The organism is Azospirillum agricola (assembly GCF_017876095.1).
Classification (GTDB): domain Bacteria; phylum Pseudomonadota; class Alphaproteobacteria; order Azospirillales; family Azospirillaceae; genus Azospirillum; species Azospirillum agricola.
This window is the reverse complement of record NZ_JAGINM010000009.1, coordinates 169731-195156: the sequence shown is the minus strand read 5'-3', so window position 1 is coordinate 195156 and position 25426 is coordinate 169731. Positions and strand designations below refer to the sequence as shown.

General features: G+C 70.2%; 25 protein-coding genes. 17 read left to right on the top strand and 8 right to left on the bottom strand.

Going from position 1 to position 25426, the window contains the following annotated elements; genetic code table 11:
* Nucleotides 1-31: 31 nt before the first annotated feature.
* Both J2847_RS15740 and J2847_RS15735 read right to left on the bottom strand, forming a co-directional pair.
* Nucleotides 32-406 carry a helix-turn-helix domain-containing protein gene (locus J2847_RS15740; protein ID WP_085555581.1) on the bottom strand — a complete coding sequence of 125 codons (375 nt, stop codon included), beginning with the start codon at nucleotides 404-406 and terminating at the stop codon, nucleotides 32-34.
* Nucleotides 407-812: 406 nt separating this feature from the next.
* Nucleotides 813-1031, bottom strand: coding sequence for a hypothetical protein (locus tag J2847_RS15735; protein WP_209779854.1), 219 nt, complete (start codon nucleotides 1029-1031; stop codon nucleotides 813-815).
* Between the two features lie 281 nt (nucleotides 1032-1312).
* On the opposite strand from J2847_RS15735, the gene J2847_RS15730 reads away from it, so the two are divergent.
* Both J2847_RS15730 and J2847_RS15725 read left to right on the top strand, forming a co-directional pair.
* The gene (locus J2847_RS15730) at nucleotides 1313-2872 is read left to right on the top strand and encodes an alpha/beta hydrolase (RefSeq protein ID WP_325169420.1); all 1560 of its coding nucleotides are present in this window, start codon (nucleotides 1313-1315) and stop codon (nucleotides 2870-2872) included.
* Between the two features lie 33 nt (nucleotides 2873-2905).
* On the top strand, nucleotides 2906-3142 hold the full coding sequence (locus J2847_RS15725) for a helix-hairpin-helix domain-containing protein (RefSeq protein WP_209779853.1): 237 nt from the start codon (nucleotides 2906-2908) through the stop codon (nucleotides 3140-3142).
* Between the two features lie 42 nt (nucleotides 3143-3184).
* Here the strand turns inward: J2847_RS15725 and J2847_RS15720 are convergent, their stop codons facing one another.
* On the bottom strand, nucleotides 3185-4714 hold the full coding sequence (locus J2847_RS15720) for a YifB family Mg chelatase-like AAA ATPase (protein WP_209779937.1): 1530 nt from the start codon (nucleotides 4712-4714) through the stop codon (nucleotides 3185-3187).
* Between the two features lie 221 nt (nucleotides 4715-4935).
* On the opposite strand from J2847_RS15720, the gene J2847_RS15715 reads away from it, so the two are divergent.
* From J2847_RS15715 to J2847_RS15700, 4 genes are all read left to right on the top strand, one after another.
* On the top strand, nucleotides 4936-5682 hold the full coding sequence (locus J2847_RS15715; RefSeq protein WP_085555578.1) for a creatininase family protein: 747 nt from the start codon (nucleotides 4936-4938) through the stop codon (nucleotides 5680-5682).
* Nucleotides 5683-5838: 156 nt separating this feature from the next.
* The gene (hrcA, locus tag J2847_RS15710; protein WP_209779852.1) at nucleotides 5839-6879 is read left to right on the top strand and encodes a heat-inducible transcriptional repressor HrcA; all 1041 of its coding nucleotides are present in this window, start codon (nucleotides 5839-5841) and stop codon (nucleotides 6877-6879) included.
* The gene (gene grpE, locus J2847_RS15705; RefSeq protein WP_267912535.1) at nucleotides 6869-7543 is read left to right on the top strand and encodes a nucleotide exchange factor GrpE; all 675 of its coding nucleotides are present in this window, start codon (nucleotides 6869-6871) and stop codon (nucleotides 7541-7543) included. The genes hrcA and grpE overlap by 11 nt, the downstream gene beginning before the upstream one ends.
* 160 nt (nucleotides 7544-7703) lie before the next feature.
* Nucleotides 7704-8069: a response regulator gene (locus J2847_RS15700; protein ID WP_209779851.1), complete on the top strand. Its 366-nt coding sequence runs from the start codon at nucleotides 7704-7706 to the stop codon at nucleotides 8067-8069.
* Nucleotides 8070-8076: 7 nt separating this feature from the next.
* On the opposite strand, the gene J2847_RS15695 is transcribed toward J2847_RS15700, so the two are convergent.
* Nucleotides 8077-8955 (bottom strand): DUF1848 domain-containing protein, encoded by an 879-nt coding sequence (locus tag J2847_RS15695; RefSeq protein ID WP_209779850.1) that lies wholly within the window; start codon nucleotides 8953-8955, stop codon nucleotides 8077-8079.
* A gap of 135 nt (nucleotides 8956-9090) precedes the next feature.
* On the opposite strand from J2847_RS15695, the gene J2847_RS15690 reads away from it, so the two are divergent.
* Nucleotides 9091-9603, top strand: coding sequence for a hypothetical protein (locus J2847_RS15690; protein ID WP_209779849.1), 513 nt, complete (start codon nucleotides 9091-9093; stop codon nucleotides 9601-9603).
* Between the two features lie 64 nt (nucleotides 9604-9667).
* Here J2847_RS15690 and J2847_RS15685 read toward each other — a convergent pair whose 3' ends face one another.
* Nucleotides 9668-9871, bottom strand: coding sequence for a hypothetical protein (locus J2847_RS15685; RefSeq protein WP_085555572.1), 204 nt, complete (start codon nucleotides 9869-9871; stop codon nucleotides 9668-9670).
* A 611-nt stretch (nucleotides 9872-10482) separates the two neighbouring features.
* Here J2847_RS15685 and dnaK point away from each other — a divergent pair.
* The 3 genes from dnaK to J2847_RS15670 all read left to right on the top strand — a co-directional run bounded on the left by dnaK (nucleotide 10483) and on the right by J2847_RS15670 (nucleotide 15047).
* Nucleotides 10483-12408 (top strand): molecular chaperone DnaK, encoded by a 1926-nt coding sequence (gene dnaK / locus J2847_RS15680; RefSeq protein WP_209779848.1) that lies wholly within the window; start codon nucleotides 10483-10485, stop codon nucleotides 12406-12408.
* 151 nt (nucleotides 12409-12559) lie between these two features.
* The gene (gene dnaJ / locus J2847_RS15675; protein WP_209779847.1) at nucleotides 12560-13717 is read left to right on the top strand and encodes a molecular chaperone DnaJ; all 1158 of its coding nucleotides are present in this window, start codon (nucleotides 12560-12562) and stop codon (nucleotides 13715-13717) included.
* A gap of 196 nt (nucleotides 13718-13913) precedes the next feature.
* On the top strand, nucleotides 13914-15047 hold the full coding sequence (locus J2847_RS15670) for a GGDEF domain-containing protein (protein WP_209779846.1): 1134 nt from the start codon (nucleotides 13914-13916) through the stop codon (nucleotides 15045-15047).
* 133 nt (nucleotides 15048-15180) lie between these two features.
* On the opposite strand, the gene J2847_RS15665 is transcribed toward J2847_RS15670, so the two are convergent.
* The 3 genes from J2847_RS15665 to J2847_RS15655 form a co-directional block, all read right to left on the bottom strand.
* Entirely contained in the window at nucleotides 15181-15906 is a 726-nt protein-coding gene (locus tag J2847_RS15665; protein WP_209779845.1) for a Bax inhibitor-1/YccA family protein, read from the bottom strand.
* Between the two features lie 143 nt (nucleotides 15907-16049).
* The gene (locus J2847_RS15660) at nucleotides 16050-18644 is read right to left on the bottom strand and encodes an ABC transporter permease (protein WP_233474555.1); all 2595 of its coding nucleotides are present in this window, start codon (nucleotides 18642-18644) and stop codon (nucleotides 16050-16052) included.
* Between the two features lie 5 nt (nucleotides 18645-18649).
* Entirely contained in the window at nucleotides 18650-19438 is a 789-nt protein-coding gene (locus J2847_RS15655) for an ABC transporter ATP-binding protein (RefSeq protein WP_233474554.1), read from the bottom strand.
* Nucleotides 19439-19526: 88 nt separating this feature from the next.
* On the opposite strand from J2847_RS15655, the gene J2847_RS15650 reads away from it, so the two are divergent.
* The 7 genes from J2847_RS15650 to J2847_RS15620 all read left to right on the top strand — a co-directional run bounded on the left by J2847_RS15650 (nucleotide 19527) and on the right by J2847_RS15620 (nucleotide 25410).
* On the top strand, nucleotides 19527-20162 hold the full coding sequence (locus tag J2847_RS15650; RefSeq protein ID WP_233474553.1) for an arylesterase: 636 nt from the start codon (nucleotides 19527-19529) through the stop codon (nucleotides 20160-20162).
* Between the two features lie 7 nt (nucleotides 20163-20169).
* Nucleotides 20170-21339: an FIST signal transduction protein gene (locus tag J2847_RS15645; protein WP_209779844.1), complete on the top strand. Its 1170-nt coding sequence runs from the start codon at nucleotides 20170-20172 to the stop codon at nucleotides 21337-21339.
* 12 nt (nucleotides 21340-21351) lie between these two features.
* Complete coding sequence (locus J2847_RS15640) at nucleotides 21352-22395, top strand: NADP(H)-dependent aldo-keto reductase (RefSeq protein ID WP_209779843.1); 1044 nt, start codon at nucleotides 21352-21354, stop codon at nucleotides 22393-22395.
* A 37-nt stretch (nucleotides 22396-22432) separates the two neighbouring features.
* On the top strand, nucleotides 22433-22978 hold the full coding sequence (gene thpR, locus J2847_RS15635) for an RNA 2',3'-cyclic phosphodiesterase (RefSeq protein WP_085555563.1): 546 nt from the start codon (nucleotides 22433-22435) through the stop codon (nucleotides 22976-22978).
* A 124-nt stretch (nucleotides 22979-23102) separates the two neighbouring features.
* Nucleotides 23103-23675 (top strand): Smr/MutS family protein, encoded by a 573-nt coding sequence (locus tag J2847_RS15630; protein ID WP_209779842.1) that lies wholly within the window; start codon nucleotides 23103-23105, stop codon nucleotides 23673-23675.
* Nucleotides 23676-23699: 24 nt separating this feature from the next.
* A complete protein-coding gene (locus J2847_RS15625) occupies nucleotides 23700-24098 on the top strand; it encodes a helix-turn-helix domain-containing protein (RefSeq protein WP_209779841.1) in 399 nt (132 codons plus the stop codon).
* Between the two features lie 121 nt (nucleotides 24099-24219).
* Entirely contained in the window at nucleotides 24220-25410 is a 1191-nt protein-coding gene (locus tag J2847_RS15620; RefSeq protein WP_209779840.1) for a PAS domain-containing sensor histidine kinase, read from the top strand.
* The last annotated feature ends 16 nt before the right edge of the window (nucleotides 25411-25426 follow it).

Sequence of the window (25426 nt, the reverse complement as noted above, 5' to 3'; positions counted from 1 at the left end):
CTACCCACGACCAGCACGCGGGGCGGCGCGCTCAGGCCAGCTTGGCGGCGCGGCGGCTGTCCGGCGGGTTGACGATGACCCGCAGCCCGGCCAGGAAGGCGCGGCCGGCGTCGGTCAGGGTGACGATCTTGCGGCGGCGCTCGCGCGGATCCTCCTGCGCCTGCACCAGATCCAGCCCGGCCTTGCCGAAGCTGTGCCAGCGGCTGAGCGCGGCGACGTTGCGCGACGCCGAGGATTGGGCGATGCCCAGGCGTTCCGCCAGCTCTCCGATCGAAATGCCTTCGCTCTGCGCGATGGTCATGAAACTCAGCGCGTATTGGATCGGCAGGTCGGGGTCGAGCTTGCGGAACGCCTCAAGCACCTGGACGACGGTGGCAACCTCGTCGTGACGGACGCGGGCCGGCATCAGACTGCCTCCGCGACGTCCGGCGCTACCGCGCGCGCGACGGTGGTCCCCAGCGGGCCGGTGTGTAGATGATGTTCAGGCGTCCAAGCCATAGGATGACTTCCCCGTTTTCCCGCCGCAGGTCGAACGACCCGTTCGGCGCTGCCCAGAGGGCGTGTTCAACGAAGAGACGGTGACCGCAAAAGCCCAGAAAGACACTCATGGGATCCTCTCGATGTCCGGAAGTCACGTTCGCCCAAGGGCTTGAAGGTCGGGACGCGCATGTTGCGGTTTTGGGCATGGGTGGCGGCCGGGGCGGCCGGGTCGCCGGATCGGGCGATCCAGGCGGTTACGAGGGTTTTCATCGCGATGCTCCAGGGGTTGAGTGGCGCCGGGGCGAACGCACCGGCGGATCCGGTATCGCCGGTCAGCGATACGGTTGCAACGTCAAAAATGTCCGCGCGTCAGAAAGGTTCCGATCGCGGATGGGATAGGTCGGATCGAACCGCCGCTCCCCGGCGGCCGGGCTCCCGGCGGTCAGGCCGATGTCGCGCCGCAGATGCTCGCCCAGCCCGTCTTCCAGCCGGTCCGTCCCGCCGCCGGAATCGAGCCAGCGGCTCCGCAACGCCGTCCACAAGGTCGGCATGGTCTTGTTCCTTCCGCATGAATTCCCGCCATCGGACCATCCGGCGTCGGGTGTCGCAATAATTCCGCTCTCGGATGTGTTGCGTCAAGCGGTGATCCGGGTCCGCTCGACAGCGCCCAAACGCCGCTGTGACAATTTTGCACCGTGCCATCGGTGTTTTGTGGCGCGAAAGCCGGGGGACCGGCGCGACTGGACAATTGGTGGTGGCTCGGTCAAACAATCCGGTTCCGGGGGCCCCCCGCGTCCACCCCGCCTGTTTCCCTTCACGCGAGTCCTCGCCCGTGCCCGTCTGCGCCCGTCCCGCGCGGCCCTGGTGGTCGCGGATCGCCCTGTCGGGGCCGGCCCTCGCGATCCTGGTGGCTGCGGCGTCGGCAGCCGCGACCCTGGCCGGTCCGGCCCCGGCGGCGGCCCAGACGGCGACCCAGGCGCGCTTCACCCCCGGCCCCTGCTGGTTCAGCGTTCCGGATGGCGAGGCCGCGCTGTGCGGCACCGTCGCCGTTCCGGAACGGCGCGACCGCGTGGCGGCGGGCGGCTTCCGCCTGCCGGTCGCGGTCCTGCTGAGCACCGCGCGCCAGCCCGCTCCCGACCCGGTCCTGTTCCTGGAAGGTGGACCCGGCGCCTCCCCCTTCGGCAGCGGCGAGGCGGTGGAGGAACGGATGGAGGTGTGGTGGGAGCTGTCCGCCGCCTTCCGCCGCACCCGCAACGTGATCCTGTTCGACCCGCGCGGGGTCGGCCGGGCCGAGCCGGACACCGATTGCCCGGAGCTGGACGCCGCCGGCGCCACTCCGCACATCCGCCCGATGCCGCGCGAGCAGCGGGCGGCGGCCGAACGGGCGGCGGTCACCACCTGCCTGAACCGTTTCAAGGCAACCGGGCTGGACAGCGCCCAGTTCTCCACCCCGATCGCCGCCGACGACGCGCTGGACGTGGCGACCGCGCTGGGCGCCCAGCGCGTCAACCTGTTCGCGGTGTCCTACGGCACCCGCGTCGCGCTGGAGATCCTGCGCCGGCAGGGTCCCCGCGTGCGCAGCGCCGTTCTCGATTCGGTCTACCCGCCCGACGTCAACGCGCAGGAGGAGGCGCCCTGGCTGGCCCAGCGCGTGTTCCGCCGGCTGTTCGACGACTGCGCCGCCAACCGCGCCTGCCGGGCCGCCTACCCCAATCTGGAAAAGCGCTTCCTCGATCTGGTGGAGCGGCTCGACCGCAACCCGGTGGACCTCATCGTCGGCGACTTCGAGGCGCGCCGCGCCCTGCGCCTGACCGGCGCCGCGCTGATCGCCGCCGGGATGGAGGCGATGTCCACCGGCGAGGCGGTGCCCTCGGTGCCGGCGATGATCGACCGCACCGCGCGGGGCCGCTACGACATGGTCGCGGAATGGGTGCCGTCGAGCTGGCTGGGCGACACCGAGATCGCCGACGGCCTCGCCTTCTCCGTCGAATGCCGCGAGACGGTGAACCCGGCCGATCCCGCCAGGCGCGCCGAAAGCGCCCGCCGCTTCCCGCCCTACGGCACGATCGCCGCCGACGACCCCGGCCGGCGCGTGTGCCGCCTGTGGCCGGCGGGAACGCAGGAGCCGACGGAGCGCCTGCCAGTGGCGAGCCCGCTGCCGGTGCTGCTGCTGTCGGGCGCCTACGACCCGGTGACGCCGCCGGAGTGGGGCGAGCGGGCGGCGGCCACCCTGCCGCGCAGCCGCCATCTGGTGTTCCGCAGCGCCGGCCATCTCGTCACCTCCGGCGAGGATTGCGCGATGGCCGCCGCCGTCACCTTCGTCGAGACCGAGACCCTGCCCGCCAACATCTGCCCCGGCGCCGCCAGGCCGCCCCAGTTCGACGGGCCGTGACCCCCGTCCCTCCTCTTTTCCAGGAAACCCGCGATGCCCTTCCCCAGCGATGAACGCGACCGCCTGCTGTCCGTGAAGGGCGTCGGCCCGACGGTGATCGCGCGGCTCGAACAGCTTGGCATCGAGCGGCTGTCCACGCTGGCCGCGCAGGACGCCGCCGCCCTGTGCGCCGCCGCCGCGTCCATGCTCGGCAGCAGCTGTTGGAAGAACAGCCCGCAAGCGCGCAAGGCCATCGAGGCGGCCATCGCCCTGGCCCGGACTCCAGCCTGAAGACACTGGCCTGAAGACAGCGGCCTGAAGACAGCGGCCCGCTCAGCGCCCCGGCGCGATGCGGCGATAACTCAACCCCTCGGCGACGTGGCGTCGCCGCACGCCGTCGACGCCGTCCAGGTCGGCCAGCGTCCGCGCCACGCGCATCACCCGGTGGTAGCCGCGCGCCGACAGCTTCAGCCGCTCGGCCGCCTCGGTCAGCAGGGTGCGGCCGGCGGCGTCGGGACCGGCAACCCTTTCCAGCAGTTCGCCGTCCGCCTCGGCGTTGGTGCGCGGCGGCGCCCGCCCGGCCGGAGCGAGCGCCGCGTAGCGCTCCGCCTGGATGGCGCGGGCGACGGCGACGCGGGCGGCGACCTCGGCGCTGCCTTCCGCCGGGGGCGGCAGGCTGAGATCGGCCGGGCTGACGGCGGGCACGTCGATGTGCAGGTCGATGCGGTCGAACAGCGGGCCGCTGATCTTCGACTGGTAGTCCGCCGCGCATTTCGGCGCGCGGGCGCAGGCCAGCGACGCGTCGTCGAGATGCCCGCAGCGGCAGGGATTCATCGCGGCGACGAGCTGGACCCGCGCCGGGTAGGTGACGTGGTGGTTGGCGCGGCTGACCACCGCCTTGCCGGTCTCCAGCGGTTGACGCAACGCCTCCAGCAGCGGGCGCGGGAACTCCGGCAGCTCGTCGAGGAACAGCACGCCCTGGTGCGCCAGCGAGATCTCCCCCGGCTTCGCCCGCGAGCCGCCGCCGACCAGCGCCGGCAGGCTGGCCGACTGGTGCGGCGCGCGGTAGGGCCGCTGGCGCAGCAGCTTGCCGCCCTCCAGCAGGCCGCCGACGCTGTGGATCATCGACACCTCCAGCGCCTCCGCCGGGTCGAGCGGCGGCAGCAGGCCGGGCAGCCGCGCCGCCAGCATCGACTTGCCGGATCCGGGCGGCCCGATCATCAGCAGATTGTGCGAGCCGGCGGCGGCGACCTCCAGCGCGCGCTTGGCGGTCTCGTTGCCCTTGACGTCGCGCAGGTCGGGCGCCAGCGCCTCCGCCTCCTGCACGCGCGGCCTGGGCGGGGTCAGCACCTGGCTGCCCTTGAAATGGTTGATCAGGGCCAGCAGCGTCGGCGGCGCCAGCACGTCCAGCCCCGGCCCGGCCCAGGCCGCCTCGCCGCCGCAGGGCTCCGGGCAGATCAGCCCGCGGTCGCGGGCCAGCGCGTCGATCGCCGCCGGCAGCACCCCCGCCACCGGGCTCAGCGCCCCGTCCAGCGCCAGCTCGCCGAGCGCCACGTAGCGGGCCATCTCGACGTCGGGCAGCACGCCCATCACGGTCAGCAGGGCGAGCGCGATGGGCAGGTCGAAATGACTGCCCTCCTTCAGCACGTCGGCGGGGGCGAGGTTGACGGTGATCCGCTTGGCCGGCAGCGCCAGCCCCAGCGCGTGCAGCGAGGCGCGCACCCGCTCCCGGCTCTCGCCCACCGCCTTGTCGGGAAGGCCGACCACGGTGAAGGCGACGATCCCGCCGGACATCTGGACCTGCACGTCGATGCCCAGCACCTCGATGCCCTGGAACGCCACCGTGTTGACGCGCGCAACCACCGCCACACCTCGATCGTCGGAAATGCACGCCACTGTATGGGCGGAGCCGGAAAAGCGCCAGCGTGGGATGCGGAGTCCCGCTCCGCTCCGAGGACGCCGCGAGGCCGCTCCCCGCTTTGAACGGTTGCCCGTGGACGTCGACGCTCTAGGATTGCCTGTCTGGGCTTGCCATTCCGGGTTCGCCGGTCCGCGCCGGCCCCCCGCATCGAGGAATCATCACCGTGCAGCTTCACCTGAGCACCTGGGCCGAGGTCGAGGCCTATCTGAAGACCTCCAAGGGCATCGTCATGCCGATCGGCTCGACCGAGCAGCATGGCCCCAACGGCCTCGTCGGCACCGACGCCATCTGCGCCGAGGTCATCGCGCGCGGCGTCGGCGAGGCGACCGGCGCCCTGGTCGGCCCGACCATCCCGGTGGGCATGGCGGTGCACCACATGGAGTTCCCCGGCTCCATGACGCTGAAGCCCTCGACCCTGATCGCGCTGCTGCGCGACTATGTCGGCTCGCTCGCCGAGCACGGCTTCGAGCGCTTCTTCTTCGTCAACGGCCATGGCGGCAACATCGCCACCGTGCGCGCCGCCTTCTACGAGATTTACGCCGAGCAGCGCGCGCTGAAGGGCCGCGACGCCCCGGATCTGCGCTGCACCCTGGTCAACTGGTGGGAGAACGCCGAGGTCGGCCGCCTGTCGCGCGAGTTCTACCCCGGCAAGGAGGGCTCGCACGCCACCCCCAGCGAGGTGTCGCTGACCCAGTACGCCTACCCGGACTCCATCAAGAGCGTGGCGATGGAGCCCGAGCAGGCCCCGGCCGGCGGCTTCCACGACGCCCGCGACTTCCGCCGCCGCTACCCCGACGGCCGCATCGGCTCGGCCCCCGGCCTCGCCCGCCCGGAGCACGGCCGGCAGTTCCACGAGGCGGCGGTCGGCGCCATCGCCGCGCAGTACCGGGCCTTCCTCGCCGAGGCCTGAGCGGTCCGCCGCCGTCCTTGCCCTCGCGCCACGGGCGAAGGACGGCGGCCGATTGCCCGGAGACCGCACCCCGCACGTTGATTCGAGCGCCCGACCCTCCTAAATTCGGACGGCGTTGACGCAACCGCGTCGGCGCCGTTCTTTTGCGTACGGGCCATGATCAGCGAGTTGAACCAGCGGTCGCGCGAGATTTTCCGGTTGATCGTCGATGCCTACGTGGCGTCGGGCGAGCCGGTCGGCTCGCGCACGATCTCGCGGCGGCTCGGCATGGCGCTGTCGCCGGCGACCATCCGCAACGTGATGGCCGACCTGGAGGAGCAGGGGCTGCTCTACGCCCCGCACACCTCGGCCGGGCGCATCCCGACCGACGCCGGCCTGCGGATGTTCGTCAACGGGCTGCTGGAGATCGGCTCGCTGACCGAGGACGAGCGGGTGTCGATCGAGGCGAAATGCTCCGCCTCCGGCCGCGCCCTGCCCGACGTGATGTCGGAGGCCTCGACCATGCTGTCCGGCCTGTCGCACTGCGCCGGGCTGGTGATGGCGCCCAAGACCGACCGGCCGCTCAAGCACATCGAATTCGTCTCGCTGGGGCCCGGCCGCGCGCTGGTCGTGCTGGTCAACGAGGACGGGCTGGTCGAGAACCGCGTCATCGAGGTGCCGCTCGGCCTGCCCGCCTCGACCTTGCAGATGGTGTCGAACTATCTCAGCGCCCGGCTGGTCGGCCGCACCCTCGACGAGGCCCGCCAGGAGGTCCTGCACGAGATCCGCGAGCAGAAGACCGAGCTGGACGAATTGTCGCGCCGCGTCGTCTCCGCCGGGCTGGCGACCTGGGCCGGCACCAGCGGGGCCAACGCCGGGCAGCTCATCGTCCGCGGCCAGTCCAAGCTGCTGGAGGACGTCACCGCGCTGACCGACCTGGAGCGCGTCCGCTCCCTGTTCGAGGCGCTGGAGACCAAGGAGGCCATGCTGCGCATGCTGGACGCCACCGGCAAGGGCGACGGCGTGCAGATCTTCATCGGGGCCGAGAACGTGCTGTTCAACCATTCCGGCTGCACGATGATCATCTCGCCCTTCCAGAACAGCCGGGAACAGGTGATCGGCGCCATCGGCGTCATCGGCCCGACCCGCATGAACTACGCCCGCATCATCCCGCTGGTGGACTACACCGCCAAGGTGGTCAGCCGTCTTGTCGGCTGATCCCGCGCCGGCCCCACCGCCCCCTTTCACCCGCCTCAATCGACCGAACGAAGAAGCCGAGAATCCCATGAGCGAAGAGCAGAACAAGCCCGCCGACGCCGAGGTCGAGCCGACCGCCGCCCCCGCTCCCGAAGCCGCCGCAGCCGGCACCGGCGACGACCGCGTCGCCGCGCTGGAGGCCGAGGTCGCGACGCTGAAGGACCAGCTTCTGCGCGCCATGGCCGAGACGGAGAACACCCGCCGCCGCGCCCAGCGCGACCGCGAGGACGCCAGCAAATACGCCGTGACGAGCTTCGCCAAGGAGCTGGCGGCGGTGGCCGACAATCTGCGCCGCGCGCTCGACGCCGTTCCCGCCGAGGGCCGCGAGCAGGACGAGATGCTGAAGGGACTCGCCGTCGGCGTCGAGGCGACCGAGCGCCAGCTCTTCGCCGCCTTCGACCGCGCCGGCGTCAAGCGCATCGACCCGGCCGGCGAGATGTTCGACCCGAACTTCCATCAGGTGATGTTCGAGATCGAGAACACCGGCAAGCCGGCCGGCACCGTCGTGCAGGTGCTCCAGCCCGGCTACACCATCCATGGCCGCCTGCTGCGCGAGGCCATGGTCGGCGTCGCCAAGGGCGGCGCCAACGAGCCGGGCGGCCAGCACATCGATACGAAGGCGTAACGGTTCGGTTCTGAAACGATCCGCGAGGCCGGCCGGACAAGGACCGGCCTCGCGGGCGCCTTGCGGGCGCCTGTTGACGCGGGCCGCGAAACTTCCTACGCCTTCCGGACGCGCAATCCTTACGGCCCGAACCAATGCGGCCCCCAAGAGGAAAAGCCTCATGCCCAAGAGCGTCCTGACCGTCGACGATTCCAAGACCATCCGCGACATGGTCGGCTTCACGCTGCAAAAGGCGGGCTACGCCGTGACCGAGGCGGCGGACGGCCTCGCCGCCCTGGCGCTGGTCAACCAGCGGAAGTTCGACTGCGTCATCACCGACCTGAACATGCCGGGCATGGACGGTCTGGCGCTGACCAAGGCCATCCGCGCCAACGCCGGCAACCGCGCCACGCCGATCCTGCTGCTGACCACCGAGGCCGACCCCGCCAAGAAGGCCGCCGGCCGCGAGGCCGGGGCCACCGGCTGGCTGGTGAAGCCCTTCAACCCGGAAAAGCTGGTCGAGACGGTCAAGAAGGTCTGCCCGTAAGGCAGCGTCATCGGACAGGGCGGGGAAACAGGAACTCGCCCTCCGGGTCGTGCGCCGCGAAGCGCCGCCGCGCCGTCGCCCGGTCCGCCACGGCGTAGCAATAGACGCAGCCGTGCGGACAGGTGTCGTAATCGCCGATGTCGCGGCTTTCGGCGCAGAGGCAACCGGGCCGGTTGCCCTTCTCCCGCGCCGCCAGAACCCGCCCGGCCACCTCCGACAGCCGCGCCGCGTCGACGCAGCGCGCCGCCCCGACCCCCGCCACCCCGGCCAGATCCGGCTGGGTGCAGAGCGTCAGGGCCATCCCCTCCCCCGCCGCGATGCCGGCGAGATCGGCCAGCAGGGCGCGCTTCTCCTCCGCCTCCGGGTCGCGCCAGCCGATGCCGGCGGCGGCGAGGTTGCGCGCCGTCTTGCGGTAGGGTTGCAGGAAGGACAGGACCGCCTCGTCGCTGACGCCGCGCAACGCGCCGGCCAGCCGCGCGAAGGTCTCGCGGTGCCAGGCCGGCGGCGTGGCGTCGGTGACGGCGACCGGATCGTAGCGCCAGACCACCGCGCGCGGCCCCCAGCGGTCGCGCACCGCCCTCATGTGATCGACGGCGACCCGCCAATCGGGAACCGAGCGCTCCAGCGCGGTCGGCAGCCCGGTGACGCTGTATTGCACGATGAAGGGGAAACCGGCCTCCGACACCGCGCCGAGCCCGTCGAGGAACGGCCCGAGATTCTTCGTCCAGAACACGAAGCCGTCCACCGCCGGTCTCGTCAGATCGACGCGGTAGGTCTGCCCGCCATAGGGATTGACCACCCGGCAGGAGCCGGCGGCGAGGCGGTTGAGGAACCAGCGGCCGTAGAAGGCCGGGATGTCGGTCTTGTAGCTGCACGAAACGATCATCGACCCAGGATGGGCATCCGCCGCCCGCGCATCAAGGCCGGGTCAAAGAAGCCATTCCCGATGGCCGGCACATGGCGATTGGCGCGGTTCATTCGAGCGCCTACAGTGCGCCGCGACCGGACCAGGGGACAAGGCATGAGCGGCGAACGAGCGCAGGGCGGCGAAACCACCGAAGGCCGGATCATCGGCTGGAACGACACCGTCCGTTTCCGCCTGCTCCCCGGCTGGGCCGCCGACGTCGAGGAGCATGAGGGCCAGCCCGTCGCCACCTTCCGTCCGCCGCCGCCGGCCGGCGGAACCCTGCGGCTGGTGACCGACCGGGTCACGCCGAAGCCGGACGCCGGCAACGTCGCCGCCACCTTGCAGGAAATGGCGCTGCGCTTCGTCCGCCCCCAGGATTCAAGGGCGAGCGACCGCAGCGTCGAAACCCGCGAGGACGGCGCGACGGTCGCGCAGGCGATGATGATGACCGACGAGGACAGCCGCGCGGAGACCCATTATCTCTGGCTGGTCGGCGCCGCCCGAGACGGCCGCGCGGCGGTGGCGATGTTCAGCTTCGCCCTGCCCGCCATCCTGGACGGCGACGAATCCTGCGCCGCGATGCTGGGTCGGATCGACGAGGCGATCCGCGCCGCCGACATCCTGTAACGCCGCGGCGTCGGTCGGCGGGCACCCCCATGCCCGTCGCCGCGGCCGGGACGGCGACAGCCCTTCAGCAGTGGCCGGCGCCGCTCGCCATCAGCACCTTCAGGCGCGTGGCCTTGGGATCGTGGGCGACGGCCGCCTCCTCGGCGGCCAGGGACGCGAGGCTGAGGAAGCGCGCGAGGTCGTCGAGGTCGCAGCGCGCCGCGTCGCTCATCAGGCTGTCCAGGCAGGACTTGATGGCCAGAGCCACGTCACGTCGTTCATCCGTCATCGCGCTTCCCTTTCACGCTCTTGTGCCGCTGGTCGCCTTGCCCGGCGCTGCCTGGAAAATGAAAGGGCAAGCCGCCGCCAGCCGGCATGGCTGAAACGAGCCGAGCCGAACCGGAAACAGGGCGAACGGCGTCTCCCTTACCCCCAAAGAAGGTAGCATCATCCTTTCTCGATTTCACTATTAGAATCTTGGGACATTGAATAGACGCGGCAACTGGCAATTGATTCCTGGATAATAATCACACGGTTTCTTGTTAATGAAAGGTTAATGACCTTGTCTACTTATCGGTCTCTCGGTTAAAGACTTGTAACAGGGGAAACGATATGATTCAAATGTGGTGAATACCCGGATATATACGATGCGTCCTTGAATACGCGGGTATTCTATTCTGAAGCGAGACCGTCGCCGTGACTCACCCGGCCATCCCGCCCGGCGTGCTTTTCCCCGCTTTTGCGGGTTGAACCGACCAGCACACCGTTGCAGCCCGAAACGCGCCCGCCTATATCTCCGCCAGCAGTGATCCACCCAAACCGTTCCACCGATCCCAGGGGATCGCGGCGGTGCCGGAACCGACGGGCCGCCACGCATCTGCCGAACACAAGAGGCTGAACATGAGCAAAGTGATTGGTATCGACCTCGGCACCACGAACTCCTGCGTCGCCGTCATGGAAGGCGGCACCGCCAAGGTCATCGAGAACGCCGAGGGCGCCCGCACGACGCCGTCGATGGTCGCCTTCACGCAGAGCGGCGAGCGCCTCGTCGGCCAGCCCGCCAAGCGCCAGGCCGTCACCAACCCGGAAAACACCCTCTTCGCGATCAAGCGTCTGATCGGCCGCCGCTACGACGATCCGCTGACCAAGAAGGACCAGGGCCTCGTTCCCTACAAGATCATTTCCGGCGACAACGGCGACGCCTGGACCGAGGCGCACGGCAAGAAGTACAGCCCGAGCCAGATCAGCGCCTTCATCCTCGGCAAGATGAAGGAGACGGCGGAAAACTATCTGGGTGAGAAGGTCACGCAGGCGGTCATCACCGTCCCGGCCTACTTCAACGACAGCCAGCGCCAGGCCACCAAGGACGCCGGCAAGATCGCCGGGCTGGAAGTCCTGCGCATCATCAACGAGCCGACGGCCGCCGCGCTCGCCTACGGCATGGAGAAGAAGGGCACCGGCATCGTCGCGGTCTACGACCTCGGCGGCGGCACCTTCGACATCTCGGTGCTGGAGATCGGCGACGGCGTGTTCGAGGTGAAGTCGACCAACGGCGACACCTTCCTCGGCGGCGAGGACTTCGACAGCCGCGTCATCGAGTATCTGGCCGAGGAGTTCCAGAAGGAGCAGGGCATCGACCTGCGCAAGGACAAGCTCGCCCTCCAGCGCCTCAAGGAGGCCGCCGAGAAGGCGAAGATCGAGCTGTCCTCGACGACGCAGACCGAGGTCAACCTGCCCTTCATCACCGCCGACCAGACCGGCCCGAAGCACCTGAACATCAAGGTCACCCGCGCCAAGCTGGAAGCCCTGGTCGACGATCTGGTGCAGCGCACGATCGAGCCCTGCAAGGCCGCCCTCAAGGACGCCGGCCTGAAGGCGAGCGAGATCGACGAGGTGATCCTGGTCGGCGGCATGACCCGCATGCCCAGGGTCATCGACGCGGTGAAGCAGTTCTTCGGCCGTGAGCCGCACCGCGGCGTCAACCCGGACGAGGTGGTCGCCATCGGCGCCGCCATCCAGGGCGGCGTGCTGAAGGGCGAGGTCAAGGACGTCCTGCTGCTCGACGTCACCCCGCTGTCGCTGGGCATCGAGACGCTGGGCGGCGTCTTCACCCGCCTGATCGACCGCAACACCACGGTGCCGACCAAGAAGAGCCAGGTCTTCTCGACCGCCGAGGACAACCAGAACGCCGTCACCATCCGCGTCTTCCAGGGCGAGCGCGAGATGGCGCAGGACAACAAGGCGCTGGGCCAGTTCGATCTGGTCGGCATCCCGCCGGCCCCGCGCGGCGTGCCGCAGATCGAGGTGATCTTCGACATCGACGCCAACGGCATCGTCAGCGTCACCGCCAAGGACAAGGCGACCGGCAAGGAGCAGCAGATCCGCATCCAGGCCTCGGGCGGCCTATCGGACGCCGACATCCAGAAGATGGTGAAGGACGCCGAAGCCCATTCGGCCGAGGACAAGAAGCGCCGTGAGCTGGTCGACGCCCGCAACCACGCCGACGCGCTGATCCACACCACGGAGCGGACCATCAAGGAGAACGCGGACAAGATCCCGGCCTCCGACAAGACCGCCGCCGAGGCCGCCGTCGCCGAGCTGAAGGGCGTGCTCGACGGCGACGACCTGGAGACGCTGAAGGCCAAGACCGAGGCCCTGGCCCAGGTCTCGATGAAGCTGGGCGAGGCGATGTACAAGGCCGGCCAGGGCGAGGCTCCGGGTGCGGGCGGCGACGACACCGGTGCCTCGGGCGCCAAGCCGAACGAGCCGGGCGTCGTCGACGCCGACTTCGAGGAGGTCCAGGACGACAAGAAGAAGTCGGCCTAAGCCCATTCCTTGGGCGGCTTCTTTTTGATACGGACCTGACGCGAGCATCGTTGGCCCGCCGCCTTTCCCCGGCGGCGGGCCTTCGGTATGCTGGGGTCAGGTTGCAGCGTGACCCGGACAGTTTGGACCAGACGTAAGGCGGTCGGCCCCCATGGCGAAACAGGATTATTACGAGCTGCTCGGTGTGGAAAAAGGCGCCAGCGCGGATGAGCTGAAGAAGGCTTACCGCAAGATGGCGATGCAGTACCACCCGGACCGCAACCAGGGTGACAAGGAGGCCGAGCACAAGTTCAAGGAAGTCAGCGAGGCCTACGAGATCCTCAAGGACGACCAGAAGCGCGCGGCCTACGACCGGTTCGGCCACGCCGCCTTCGAGAATGGCGGCGGACGCGGCGGGCCGGGCGGCGGGGCCGGCGGCTTCAACTTCGACTTCGGCGGCGGGGCCGGCGGCTTCGCCGACATCTTCGACGAGATGTTCGGCGAGTTCATGGGCGGCCGGCGTGGCGGCGGCGGTGCCTCGGGGCGCGGCCAGGACCTGCGCTACAATCTGGAGATCGGGCTGGAGGAGGCCTTCAAGGGCACCCAGACCAACGTGCGCGTGCCGACGTCGGTCCAGTGCGACGGCTGCAACGGCTCGGGCGCGGCGGCGGGGACCCAGCCGATCACCTGCCCGACCTGCCAGGGCCACGGCAAGGTGCGCGCGCAGCAGGGCTTCTTCACCATCGAGCGCACCTGCCCCGGCTGCCACGGCGCCGGCAAGGTCATCAAGGACGCCTGCAAGACCTGCGGCGGCGCCGGCCGCCTGCGCAAGGAGAAGACCCTCCAGGTCAACATCCCGGCGGGCGTCGAGGACGGCACCCGCATCCGTCTGGCCGGCGAGGGCGAGGCGGGGCTGCGCGGGGCGCCGGCGGGCGACCTCTACATCTTCCTGGCCATCGCCCCCCACCCGATCTTCCAGCGCGACGGCGCCAACATCCACTGCCGCGTGCCGATCCCGATGACCACGGCGGCGCTGGGCGGCACGGTGGAGGTGCCGACCATCGACGGCACCCGCACCAAGGTGACGGTGCCGCCGGGCACCCAGTCCGGCCACCAGTTCCGCATCAAGAGCAAGGGCATGTCGGTGCTGCGCAGCCCCCAGCGCGGCGACATGTACATCCAGGCGGTGGTGGAGACGCCGGTCAACCTCACCAAGCGCCAGCAGGAATTGCTGCGCGAGTTCGAGAGTGGCGGGAAAGAAGGTTCGAACCCACAATCGGAAGGTTTCTTCGCCAAGGTGAAGGAATTGTGGGAAGACCTGAAGGATTGAAAGTTTCAAAAAGCTTCAAAGCCCATGAAACGAAACGGAGGCGGCGCAATGCCGCCTCTTTTTTTGTATGATGTTTGTCCCAGCCGCCCCACCCTGATAGGGTACCTTTTTTGGCGAAAGCCATTGCCGGGCGAAACGTGCCTGTGCAACTTGCCAACGCGTTTCCCCTTTGACTGTGCTGGGAACAAGCCGCGTCATGCTCGGTAAACCGTCCTTCGCGGATTTCATCCGGGGCGACCAGATCAGGGATCTGATTGTGCCGTCCGGGCATTCGCCCATCCTGAACCGGCGGCGGGCGGCGATGATCCATTCGCGCGTCCGCATGGTGGCGATGGTCTTCGGACTGCTGACGCCGCTGTGGATCATCATCGACGTGACGGTGTTCAACTGGCCATTGTCCGCCGCCCTCGCCGCGCTGCGGCTGACCGCCAGCGGCGCCTTCCTGGCGCTCGCCCTCGACCCGCGCCCCTGCGACGACATCAAGGACGCGTGGTGGCGGCTGGCCGCGCTGCTGGCGATCCCGACCCTGTTCTTCACCATCTCGCACCCGCTGCTCTACGAGCAGGGGATGGACGACCTGCGCATCGCGGTGACGGCCGGCTACGGCTATCTGCCCTTCGTCATGGTCGCCGGCCTCAGCGTCTTCCCTCTGACCGCCAAGGAGGGCGCCCTCTTCGCCGCCCCGATGCTGGCGGCGCATCTCGGCGCCGGCTTCTACGGCTCGCTGGTCCTGCCCTTCCCGTCCTACATCAGCGCGCTCTGGCTGCTGGTGCTGATCGCCGTGGTGGCGACGCTGGCCGCCATCAGCCAGCTCCACTTCATGATCGCCCTGCTGGAGCAGGCGGCGCACGACGTGCTGACCGGCGCGCTGTCGCGCCGGATCGGCGAAGAGCTGCTGCGGCTTCAGATGGCGCACGCCCAGCGGTCGAACCAGCCCCTGTCGGCGATCTTCGTCGATCTCGACGACTTCAAGACGGTCAACGACCGTTTCGGGCACGACGAGGGCGACCGCGTGCTGCGCCACGCCGCGACCACCATCCGCAGCCTGCTGCGGGAATCCGACGCGCTGGTCCGCTGGGGCGGCGAGGAGTTCCTGGTGATCATGCCGGACACGCCGATCGACGGCGCGATGATCGCGGTCGAACGGATGCGCGCCGCCGGCTTCGGCAAGCGGCCGGACGGCGCCCTCCAGACCGCCAGCATCGGCATCGCCGAGCAGCACGCCGACCGCTCCATCGACTGGGAAGCCCTGGTGGAACTGGCCGACCAGCGCATGTACCAGGCCAAGCAGGCCGGCAAGGACCGCGTGGTCAGCACCGAGCCGGCGTGAGGATGCCCAGGCGGGGAACACGCGCCCCCAACCCTCTCCCCCAAAGAAAAACCGCCCGGAAGCGGCTGCTTCCGGGCGGTTCGTCGTTTCAAGGTTCGTCGTTTCGATCAACCGATCCGACGGTTGGTCACGCTCAGTCGTTGTTGCGCACGCCCAGGAACTGAAGCAGGAACTGGAACAGGTTCACGAAGTCCAGGTACAGCGTCAGGGCGCCCATCAGAGCCAGCTTGCCGGTGCTCTCGTGGTCGTAACCCTCGGCGTAGCTTTCCTTGATCGCCTGGGTGTCGTAGGCGGTCAGGCCGGTGAAGATCAGCACGCCGATGGCCGAGATCGCGAAATGCAGGGCCGGCGACTGGAAGAAGATGTTGGCCAGACCGGCGATGACGAGGCCGATCACGCCCATCATCAGGAAGGAGCCCATCTTCGACAGGTCGGCCTTCGTCGTGTAGCCGTACAGGCTCATCGACAGGAAGGTCGCGGCGGTGACGAAGAAGGTCAGCGCGATCGACGCCCCGGTGAAGACCAGGAAGATCGCCGACATCGACAGGCCCATCGCGCCGCAGTAGGCCCAGAAGACCAGCTGCGCCGACGCGAAGGACAGGCGTTGAATGCCGAAGGACAGCACCATCACGAAGGCCAGCGGCGCCAGCATCACCACCCATTTCAGCGGCGTTCCGAAGATCGCCGCCATCATGGCCGGGCTGGACGACACGAGCATCGCGACCAGACCCGTCAGGATCAGGCCGGCGCCCATGTAGTTGTACACGCGCAGCATGTGCTGCCGCAGGCCTTCGTCGAAGTATCCCCGATCTGTCGCGCGGCCCACGGTCGCGAAGCGGTTAAAGGTCGGGTCAGCCATGGTCGTATCCTCGGTGAAAGAAGGTTGTCCCGTCGACCTGACATATTGGCGAGTCCGCCATGCCGTTCAACAGGAATCGGAAACTCGTCCACGGGATGAAAAAGCTTTCATGAACCCGTGACTTTGGAACGTCCCGACCCTCCTCATTCGTTGCGAAGCAACGGCGCCGCCGGCTGCCCCAGCGCCCGCCAGGTACCATAGAACCCGAAGGCCAGCGTGATCGCGGTGCTGAGCAGCGCCGTCGTCACCACGGCCGACGGCAGGAAGCTCCACTCCCAGCGCATCAGGAACCGCATCACCGCCCAGGCGGTCAGCGTGCCGATCGCCCCGGCGATGGCGGCGGTCATCAGGCCGAGCAGGCCGTATTCCAGCAAAAAGGCGCGCAGCACGTCGGCCCGCGTCGCCCCCAGCACCTTCAGCACCACGGCGTCGTAGACCCGGCGGCGGTGGCCGGCGGCGACGGCCCCGGCCAGCACCAGCGTGCCGGCGACCAGCGTGATGCCGGCGACGATGCGCACCGCCGTGCCGATGTGGCTCAGCATGTCGCCCACCGTGTCGAGCGCGTCCTTCACCCGCACCAGCGTGATGTTGGGGAACCGCTGCAACACGGCGCGCTGGACCGCCTCCTCGGCGTCCGGCGTGGCGCGGACGGTGGCGATCCAGGTCTGCGGGGCGCCCTCCAGCGTGCCGGGGGCGAAGACCATGGTGAAGTTGATCGCCATGCTGCTGAAATCGGCGGCGCGGACGTTGGCGACCGTCGCCTCGATGGTCCGGCCCAGGATGTTGACCGCCAGCTTGGCGCCGGGACCGATGGTGAAGGCCTCGGCGACGCTCTGGTGGATCGAGATCAGCGGTGGCCCCTTGTAGTCGGCCGCCCACCAGGAGCCGGCGACCACCTGCGAGCGCGCCGGCAGGTTCGCGGCGTAGGTGATGCCGCGGTCGCCGGCCAGGATCCAGGCCTGCTCCGGGTTGGCCAGCGCCTTCTCGGCCTCCACCCCGTCGACGCTCTCGATGCGGCCGCGCAGGCTGGGCACCGCCTCGAAGGCGCTGGTGCCGGGGACGCCGGTCACCAGATCGCGCAGCGGGTCGAACTGGTCGCGCTGGATGTCGACGAAGAAGAAGCTCGGGGCGTCCTTGGGGATCGTCTCCGACACCCGGCGGGCGAAGTTGCCCTGGACCAGCGCGATGGCGACCAGCACGGTCAGGCCGAGACCCAGCGACAGCACCACCGCCGCCGTCGGGTTGCCCGGCCGGTGCAGGTTGGCGAGCGCCAGCCGCAGCCCCGGCCGCCGCAACCCTCCGGCCCTGGCGCCGACCTTCGCCGCACCCGCCGTCACCAGCCCGGCCGCCAGCCGGAAGGTGACGAAGGTGGCGATGGAGCCGGCGACGAACCAGGCGGCGAACAGCTTGTTGTCGGCGGTCGCCACCGCCAGCCCGGCCAGCGCCAGCACCGACAGCGCCATGGCGGCGAGGGTGGGCGCCCTGGGCCGCCCGCCCGCCGGGGTGATGACGTCGCGGAACAGGGCGCCGGCCGGCACCTCGCGCGCGCGGCCGAGCGGCCACAGCGAGAAGGTCAGCGCCGTCAGCACGCCGTAGAGCGCCGCCAGCGCCAGCGCGCCGGGATAGACCCCGATGTGGGCCGAGACCGGCAGCACATCCTCCAGCAGCCGGCCGAGCGCCAGCGGCGCCACCGCCCCCAGCGCCAGCCCGAGCAGGATGCCGACCAGAGCCAGCGCCAGGATCTGCGCCAGATAGAGCTGGAAGACGAGCGCGCCGGGCGCGCCGATGCACTTCATCATGGCGATGGTGCGGGCGCGGGAATCGAGATGGCTGCGCACCGCGTTGCCGACCCCGACCCCGCCGACCAGCAGGGCGGTCAGCCCGACCAGCGTCAGGAACAGCGTCATGCGGTCGATGAAGCGCTCGATCTGCGGAGAGGCGTTGGTGAAGTCACGCACCCGCCAGGGCGCGTCGGGGAAACGCGCCTTCAGGGAGTCCTGCCACGCCCGGAGGTCGGTACCGACCGGCAGGGCGACCTTGGCGCTCCACCAGGTCAGGCTGCCCGGTTGCAGCAGGCCGGTGTCGGGCAGCGAGTCCAGCGCCACCATCAGGCGCGGACCCAGCGAGAAGGCGTTGGAGGATGCCCGGTCCGGCTCGCGGTCGATCACCCCGGCGACGCGGTAGACGCTGTCGCCGAGATGGATCGGGTCGCCGATCCCGACGCCGAGCCGGTCGGTCAGGCTGGCCTCGACCACCGCCCCCCAGCGCCCGTCGCGCCGGGACAGCGCCTCCTTCAGGTCGCCGCCGCCGCGCAGGGTCAGGGTGCCGTAGAGCGGGTAGACATCGTCCACCGCCTTCAATTCGACCAGCGAGGCGCGGACCTCGTCGTCGGCGCGCGCCATCGCCCGCATCTCGGCCGAATTCGACACGCGGGCGACGTTGGGGCCGGCCCCGGCCAGCGCCGCCTTCTGCTCGTCGGTCGGCGGGGTGTAGAGCTGGCGCAGCGCCACGTCGCCGCCGAGGATCGACCGCCCGTCGCTGGCCAGCCCGTCGAGCAGGCCGCTCGACACCGATTGGACCGAGGCGATGGCGGCGACGCCCAGCGTCAGGCAGGCCAGGAAGATCCAGAACCCCTTCAGCCCGCCGCGCAGTTCGCGCCGGGCCAGCCGCAGGGCGAGCCGCAAGGTGCCGGCCCCGCCCATCACCCCGCTCCCCATGGCAGCGTTTTCCGTCGCCATCCCCGTCATTCCCCCGCCAGCCGGGCGCGCTCGCGGCGGGCCGCCAGGGCGGCGCCGTCCAAATCACCGCCGCCGAGCCCGTCGTCGGCGATCCTGCCGTCGGCCAGCCGCACCGTGCGGTCGCAGCGCGCCGCCAGCGCCGGGTCGTGGGTGATCAGCACCAGCGTGGTGCCGCGCCGCTCGGCGAGGTCGAACAGCAGCTTGACGATGGTGGCGCCGGTGTCGATGTCGAGGTTGCCGGTCGGCTCGTCGGCGAGCAGCAGCGACGGCTCGGCGACGAAGGCGCGGGCCAGCGCCGTGCGCTGCTGCTCGCCGCCGGACAGCTGCCCCGGATAATGATGGATGCGGTGGCCGAGCCCGACCGACTCCAGCCCGGCGCGGGCGCGGTCGAAGGCGTCGCGCACGCCGGCGAACTCCAGCGGGATCGCCACATTCTCCAGCGCCGTCATCGTCGGCACCAGATGGAAGGCCTGGAAGACGATGCCGACATGGTCGCGGCGGAAGCGCGCCAGCCCGTCCTCGTCGAGCGCGCCCAGATCCTGCCCGGCGACCCGGATCCGGCCGCCGCTCGGGCGTTCCAGACCGGCCATCACCATCATCATCGTCGATTTGCCGGAGCCGCTGGGACCGACCACCCCGACCCGCTCGCCGCGGCCGACGTGAAGATTCACGCCCCTCAGGATGTTGACGGGTCCGGCCCCGCTGTCCAATCTCAAGTGGACGTCGTCGAGATCCACGATGGTTCGATCGGCGATGGTTTCGGACGACGTTGCAGCGGATTGGACCTTGGACATGCGTCTCTCGATCATGCGGAACGGACGTTCGCCATATGGCACGGCCCGCCGCGCTTTCAACACGGGCCTTCTCAACGCGGCTTTCGCCATGCTGCTCGCCGCAGGGGTGTCGATGACGATCCTTCCGGCCACCTCTCCCGCCTCGGCCGCCGCCGCTCCCGTCAAGCTGCTGGCGCTCGGCGACAGCCTGACCGCCGGCTACGGCCTGCCGGAGCCACAGGGCTTCGCCAGCCAGCTCCAGAAGGCGCTGACCGCCAAGGGCTATTCGGTCACCGTCGTCAACGCCGGCGTGTCGGGCGACACCACGGCCGGCGGGCTGGCGCGGCTCGACTGGGCGCTCGCCGACAAGCCCGACGCGGCTCTGGTCGAGCTGGGCGCCAACGACATGCTGCGCGGCCTCGACCCCGCCGCCGCCAAGGCGAATCTCGACGCCATCCTGACCAGGCTGAACGAGCGCAGGATCCCGACCCTGCTGGCCGGCATGCTGGCGTCGCCCAGCCTCGGCCGCCCCTACACCGAGCGCTTCAACGCGCTCTACCCGGAGCTGGCGAAGACGCACGGCGTGCCGCTCTACCCCTTCTTCCTCGACGGGGTGGCGACCGAACGGGCGCTGATCCAGGCCGACGGGCTGCACCCCAACGCCCAGGGGGTGGCGGTCATCGTCGAGCGCATCCTGCCCGACGTCACCCGCCTGCTCGATTCCCTGCCCAAGACCGGAGGCTGAGGCCGCCATGACCACAGCCACCCACGCAACGTCCGAAGAGACGTCCGGAGAGGTCTTCTTCCGCGCGGCCAGCGCCGCCGGCACCGACTGGGGACCGACGACCAAGGCCTGCCTCGACCGGCTGGGGCCGGTGACCGGCTGCAACCTCGGCTTCCTCTACGTCACCGACGGCTTCGCCGAGCACGCCGGCAGCATCGTCACGCTGTTGCGCGCCATCACCGGCATCCGCGACTGGACCGGCACGGTCGGCATCGGCGTCTGCGCCAACGGCGAGGTGATCTTCGACGAGCCGGGCATCGCCGTCATGGCCGCCCGCCTGCCCGCCGACGGCTTCCGCCCGTTCCCGGCGGTGAACGGCAACCTGGAGCCGCTGCGCCGTTCGGCCGGCGGCTGGCTCGACAAGCACGGCGCCTCGCTGGCGCTGGTCCACGCCGACCCGCGCACGCCGCAGCTCGCCGACCTCGTCGCCAGCCTGTCGGAGACGACCAGCGCCTTCCTGGTCGGCGGCACCAGCGCGTCGCGCACCGTCTTCCCGCAATTCACCGACCCGCTCGACGGCGGCCCCGTGGCCGAGAACGGTGTGTCCGGCGTGCTGTTCGCCCCCTCGGTCAATGTGGCCACCGCGCGCACCCAGGGCTGCCTGCCGATCGGGCCGAAGCGCAGCGTCACCGCCAGCGACGACAACGTCATCCTGGAGATCGACGGCCGCCCGGCGCTCGACGTGTTCAAGGAGGACATCGGGCCGGAGCTGGCCGCCGACTTGCGTCAAGTGGCCGGCACCATCTGCGCCGGACTGCCGATCGCCGGCTCCGACACCCAGGATTATCTGGTGCGCGACCTGATCGCCATCGACCCGCGCGCCGGCTGGCTGTCGATCGCCGAGCGGGTGACGACCGGCCAGCCCATCCTGTTCACCCGCCGCGACCGCGCCAGCGCCGCCGCCGACATGCGCCGGATGCTGGACGGCCTGAGGAAGCGGGTGAGGACGACGCCCAGGGGGGCGGTCTATGTCAGCTGCATCGCCCGCGGCCCCAGCCTGTTCGGCGAGGCGAACACCGAGCTGTCGCTGATCCGCGAGGCGTTCGGCGACGTGCCGCTGACCGGCTTCTTCGCCTCCGGTGAAATTTCCCACAACCGCCTGTATGGTTACACAGGCGTACTGACCCTTTTCCTGTAAGGATCGTTTCGGATGCAGTATCGTTCGCTTGGCCGCACCGGCCTGTCGGTCAGCGCCATCGGCCTGGGCACCATGACCTGGGGCCGCCAGAACAGCGAGGCCGAGGGCCACGCCCAGATGGACGCCGCCGTCGACCGCGGCATCAATTTCTTCGACACGGCGGAGATGTACGCCGTGCCGCCCACCGCCGACAGCTACGGCAAGACCGAGGAGATCATCGGCTCCTGGTTCCAGGCGCGCGGCGGCCGCGACAAGATCGTGCTCGCTAGCAAGATCATCGGCGCCCCGGCCGGCGGCTTCGGCTGGATCCGCGATGGGAAGTCGCGGCTCGACCGCGCCAACCTGTTCGCGGCGGTCGAGGCCAGCCTGGCGCGGCTGAAGACCGATTACATCGACCTCTACCAGATCCACTGGCCCGACCGCGTGACCAACCGCTTCGGCGCCCGCCTCTACAGCCACAAGCCCGAGAAGGACGACGTTCCGATCGAGGAGACGCTGGCGGCGCTCGGCGAACTGGTGAGCGCCGGCAAGATCCGCCACGTCGGCCTGTCGAACGATTCCCCCTGGGGCGTCATGCGCTTCCTGCGCGCCGCCGAGGTCGCCGGCCTGCCGCGCGTCGCCAGCGTCCAGAACGCCTACAACCTGCTGAACCGGACCTTCGAGCAGGGGCTGTCGGAGGTGTCGCTGCGCGAGGATGTCGGGCTGCTCGCCTACGCGCCGCTCGCCGCCGGCACGCTGAGCGGCAAGTACCTGAACGGCGCCGTGCCGCCCGGCTCGCGCCGCGCCATCGACCACCGTCCGTCGCGCTACGCCACCGTCAACGCCGACGCCGCGACCGGGGCCTATCTCGACATCGCCCGGCGCCACGGCCTGTCGCCGACCCAGATGGCCATCGCCTTCACCCTGCGCCAGCCCTTCGTCGCCTCCGCGCTGATCGGCGCCACGACGATGGAGACGCTGCTCTCCAACATCGGCTCCATCGACGTCACCCTGTCCGACGAGGTTCTGGCGGAGATCGACGCGGTCCACGAACGCCTGCCCGATCCCTGCCCCTGATCGCCTCTTCCACAGCCTCACTCCCAAGGATGCGCCCATGATCCGTCTGTTCGTCGCCCTCGACGTCACGGAGGAGATCCGCCAGCGCCTCGCCGGCCTGTCCGGCGGGGTGCCGGGGGCGCGCTGGATGGATCCGGCCAGCCTGCACCTCACCCTGCGCTTCATCGGCGAGGTGCCGGAGGACCAGGCTTTCGACATCGACGAGGCCCTGGCCGGGGTGCGCGCCCCGCCCTTCGCCCTGACGCTGGACGGGGTCGGCGTGTTCGGCAGCGGCCGGCGCGCCCGCGTCCTATGGGCCGGGGTGGAGCGCAACGAGGCGCTCAACCATCTCCAGGCCAAGGTGGAATCCGCCCTGGTCCGCTGCGGCCTGCCGGCGGAGGAGCGCAAGTTCAGCCCCCACGTCACCCTGGCCCGGCTGAAGGACCCGCCGCAGGACCGCGTCGCCCGCTTCCTGGGCGAGCGCGGCCTGTTCCGCGCCGGACCAATGGCGGTCGACCACCTGACGCTCTACCGCAGCCATCTCGGCAACGGCGGCTCGGTCTACGAGGCGCTGCGCGCGTACCCGCTGGGCAGGGAACCGTAAGGCCGGCGCTCTTTTTCCTCGCGCTGCGGCAACACACATTGACACAGGGGCCGCGCCGGGATTTATCCGGCCCGGTCCCGTTTTTCCGTTCCCGCCGCTCCAGCCCGAAGAAGGTTCCGCGCCGATGACCCGCCGCCGCCTGCCCACGCCCGACGAGCGGCGCCTGTGGCGGATCGCCATGCGCGACGCGGAGCCGATGCCGGGCCGGACGGTCGGGCCCGAACCGGATCCGCCCCCCTTCCCCGGCCATGACGAGCCGGTGGCGACCAGCCTCGCCCCGCCGCCGACGGCCAGACAGCACAAGGCCTCCGACCGGCCGTCGCGCGCGCCGCTGCCGCCGCTGACCCCCGGATCGACCGCCAACATCGACCGCCGCACCGGCGACCGCTTCCGCCGTGGCGAGCTGGAGATCGAGGGGCGGATCGACCTGCACGGCATGACCCAGGCCCAGGCGCACACCGCGCTCGCCTCCTTCGTCCACCGCGCCTGGAACGAGGGCCGGCGCTGCGTGCTGGTCATCACCGGCAAGGGCAGCTTCACCGGCGGGGCCGGCGTGCTGCGGCAGGCGGCGCCCCGCTGGCTCGGCGACCCGGCGCTGCGCCCGATGGTGCTGGCCATCCAGCCGGCGCAGCCCAGGGACGGCGGCGACGGCGCGCTCTATGTCTTGATCAAGCGCCGCCGCGACCGTAAGGACTGAGCGGTTCAACAAGGATTGTCTTCGATGACCCCGTTCGGCGAACGGGTCCGTTCGCTGCGCGACGCCAAGGGCGTGACGCTGAAGCAGATGGCGACGGATCTGTCCATCTCCTCCGCCTACCTGTCGGCGCTGGAGCACGGCAAGCGCGGCCAGCCCTCGCCCCAGCTCGTCCGCCAGATCTGCGCCTATTTCGGCATCATCTGGGACGAGGCGGAGGATCTGGAACGGCTGGCGGATCTGTCGCATCCCCGCGTGACGGTCGACACCTCCGGCCTCAGCGCCAGGGCGACGGAGCTGGCCAACCGACTGTCGGAACGCATCGGCGACCTCGACGACGCGGCGATCGAGCGGCTTCTCGCCATTCTCGACACGGTGCCGCCACAGAAGGGCGGCCGCCGCCGCGGCGCGGCGCGGCGGCGCTGACCGGATCCGGGTGGCCGACCGCCGGTATTCTGCCCGCCTGCGGCATTGTTGAGAGTCGAAATTCCCGTTCTACGGAGCTATGTCTTTCGTAAGGCAGGCACAGCGCCGGGACGACCGCGACATGACCGACCGCATTCCTTCATCCATTCCTCCACCCGCCCCGCCGGCACGGACGATATCGGCGGAGGAGGCGCTTCGCCGCAGCGAGGCGCGCAACCGCGCCATCGTCGAACAGGCGGTGGACGCGATCCTGACCGCCGACGCCACCGGCACCATCCTGTCGGCCAACCGCTCGGCCGAGCGGCTGCTGGGGTACGAGCCGGGCGCGCTGGTCGGCCAGCCGATCGACCGCCTGATGCCGGCCGGCGCCTCGCACGGCGCCTACCTCTCGCGCTACCTGTCCACCCTCAAGGCGCACGTCGTCGGCATCGGGCGCGAGGTCACGGGCCGCCGCCGCGACGGGGTGGAGATTCCGCTCTGGCTGACCCTGTCGGACATCGACCTGCCGGGCTACCGGATCTTCGTCGCCATGCTGCGCGACATCTCCGCCGCCAAGGAGACCGAACGCGCGCTGCGCGAGGCCAAGACCGCGATCGAGCTGGCGGACCGCGCCAAGACCGCCTTCCTGGCGAACATGAGCCACGAGCTGCGCACCCCGCTGACCGGCATCCTCGGCTTCGCCGACCTGCTGCGCCAGCGGATGGAGGGCCGCTCCCATGACCCGCTGCTCCTGGCAGGCGTCGAGGAGATCCGGCACTCGGGCGAACTGCTGCTCGCCAACATCAACGATCTTCTGGAGATCGCCACCATCGAGGCCGGGTGCGGCGCGCTGGAGGAGACGCTGGTCGACCCGGCCGAGCTGGTCGCCTCCTGCCTGCGGCTGATCGCCAAGCGGGCGGAACGCGGCCGGCTGACCGTGACCATGACGCCGCCCGGCGAACTGCCGCCCCTCACCGCCGACCCGCGCGCGCTGAAGCAGGCCCTGCTGCATCTGCTGTCGAACGCGGTGAAGTTCACGCCGGAGAACGGCATGGTCGGGGTCAGCGCCGGGTTGGACGCGGAGGGCGACCTGCTGATCGAGGTGCGCGACACCGGCTGCGGCATCGGCGACGAGCTGATGGAACGGGTGTTCCAGCCCTTCGTCCAGGGCGAGTGCGGTCTGGACCGCGCTTACGAGGGGATCGGCCTCGGCCTCAGCATCGCCCGCTCCCTGGCCGAACGGCACGGCGGCTCGCTGGCGATCCGTTCCCAGGCCGGGGCCGGAACGGTGGTGACGATGCGTCTTCCCAGGACCCGCCTGCTGCCGCTGTAGAACCCCCCTTCCGCCA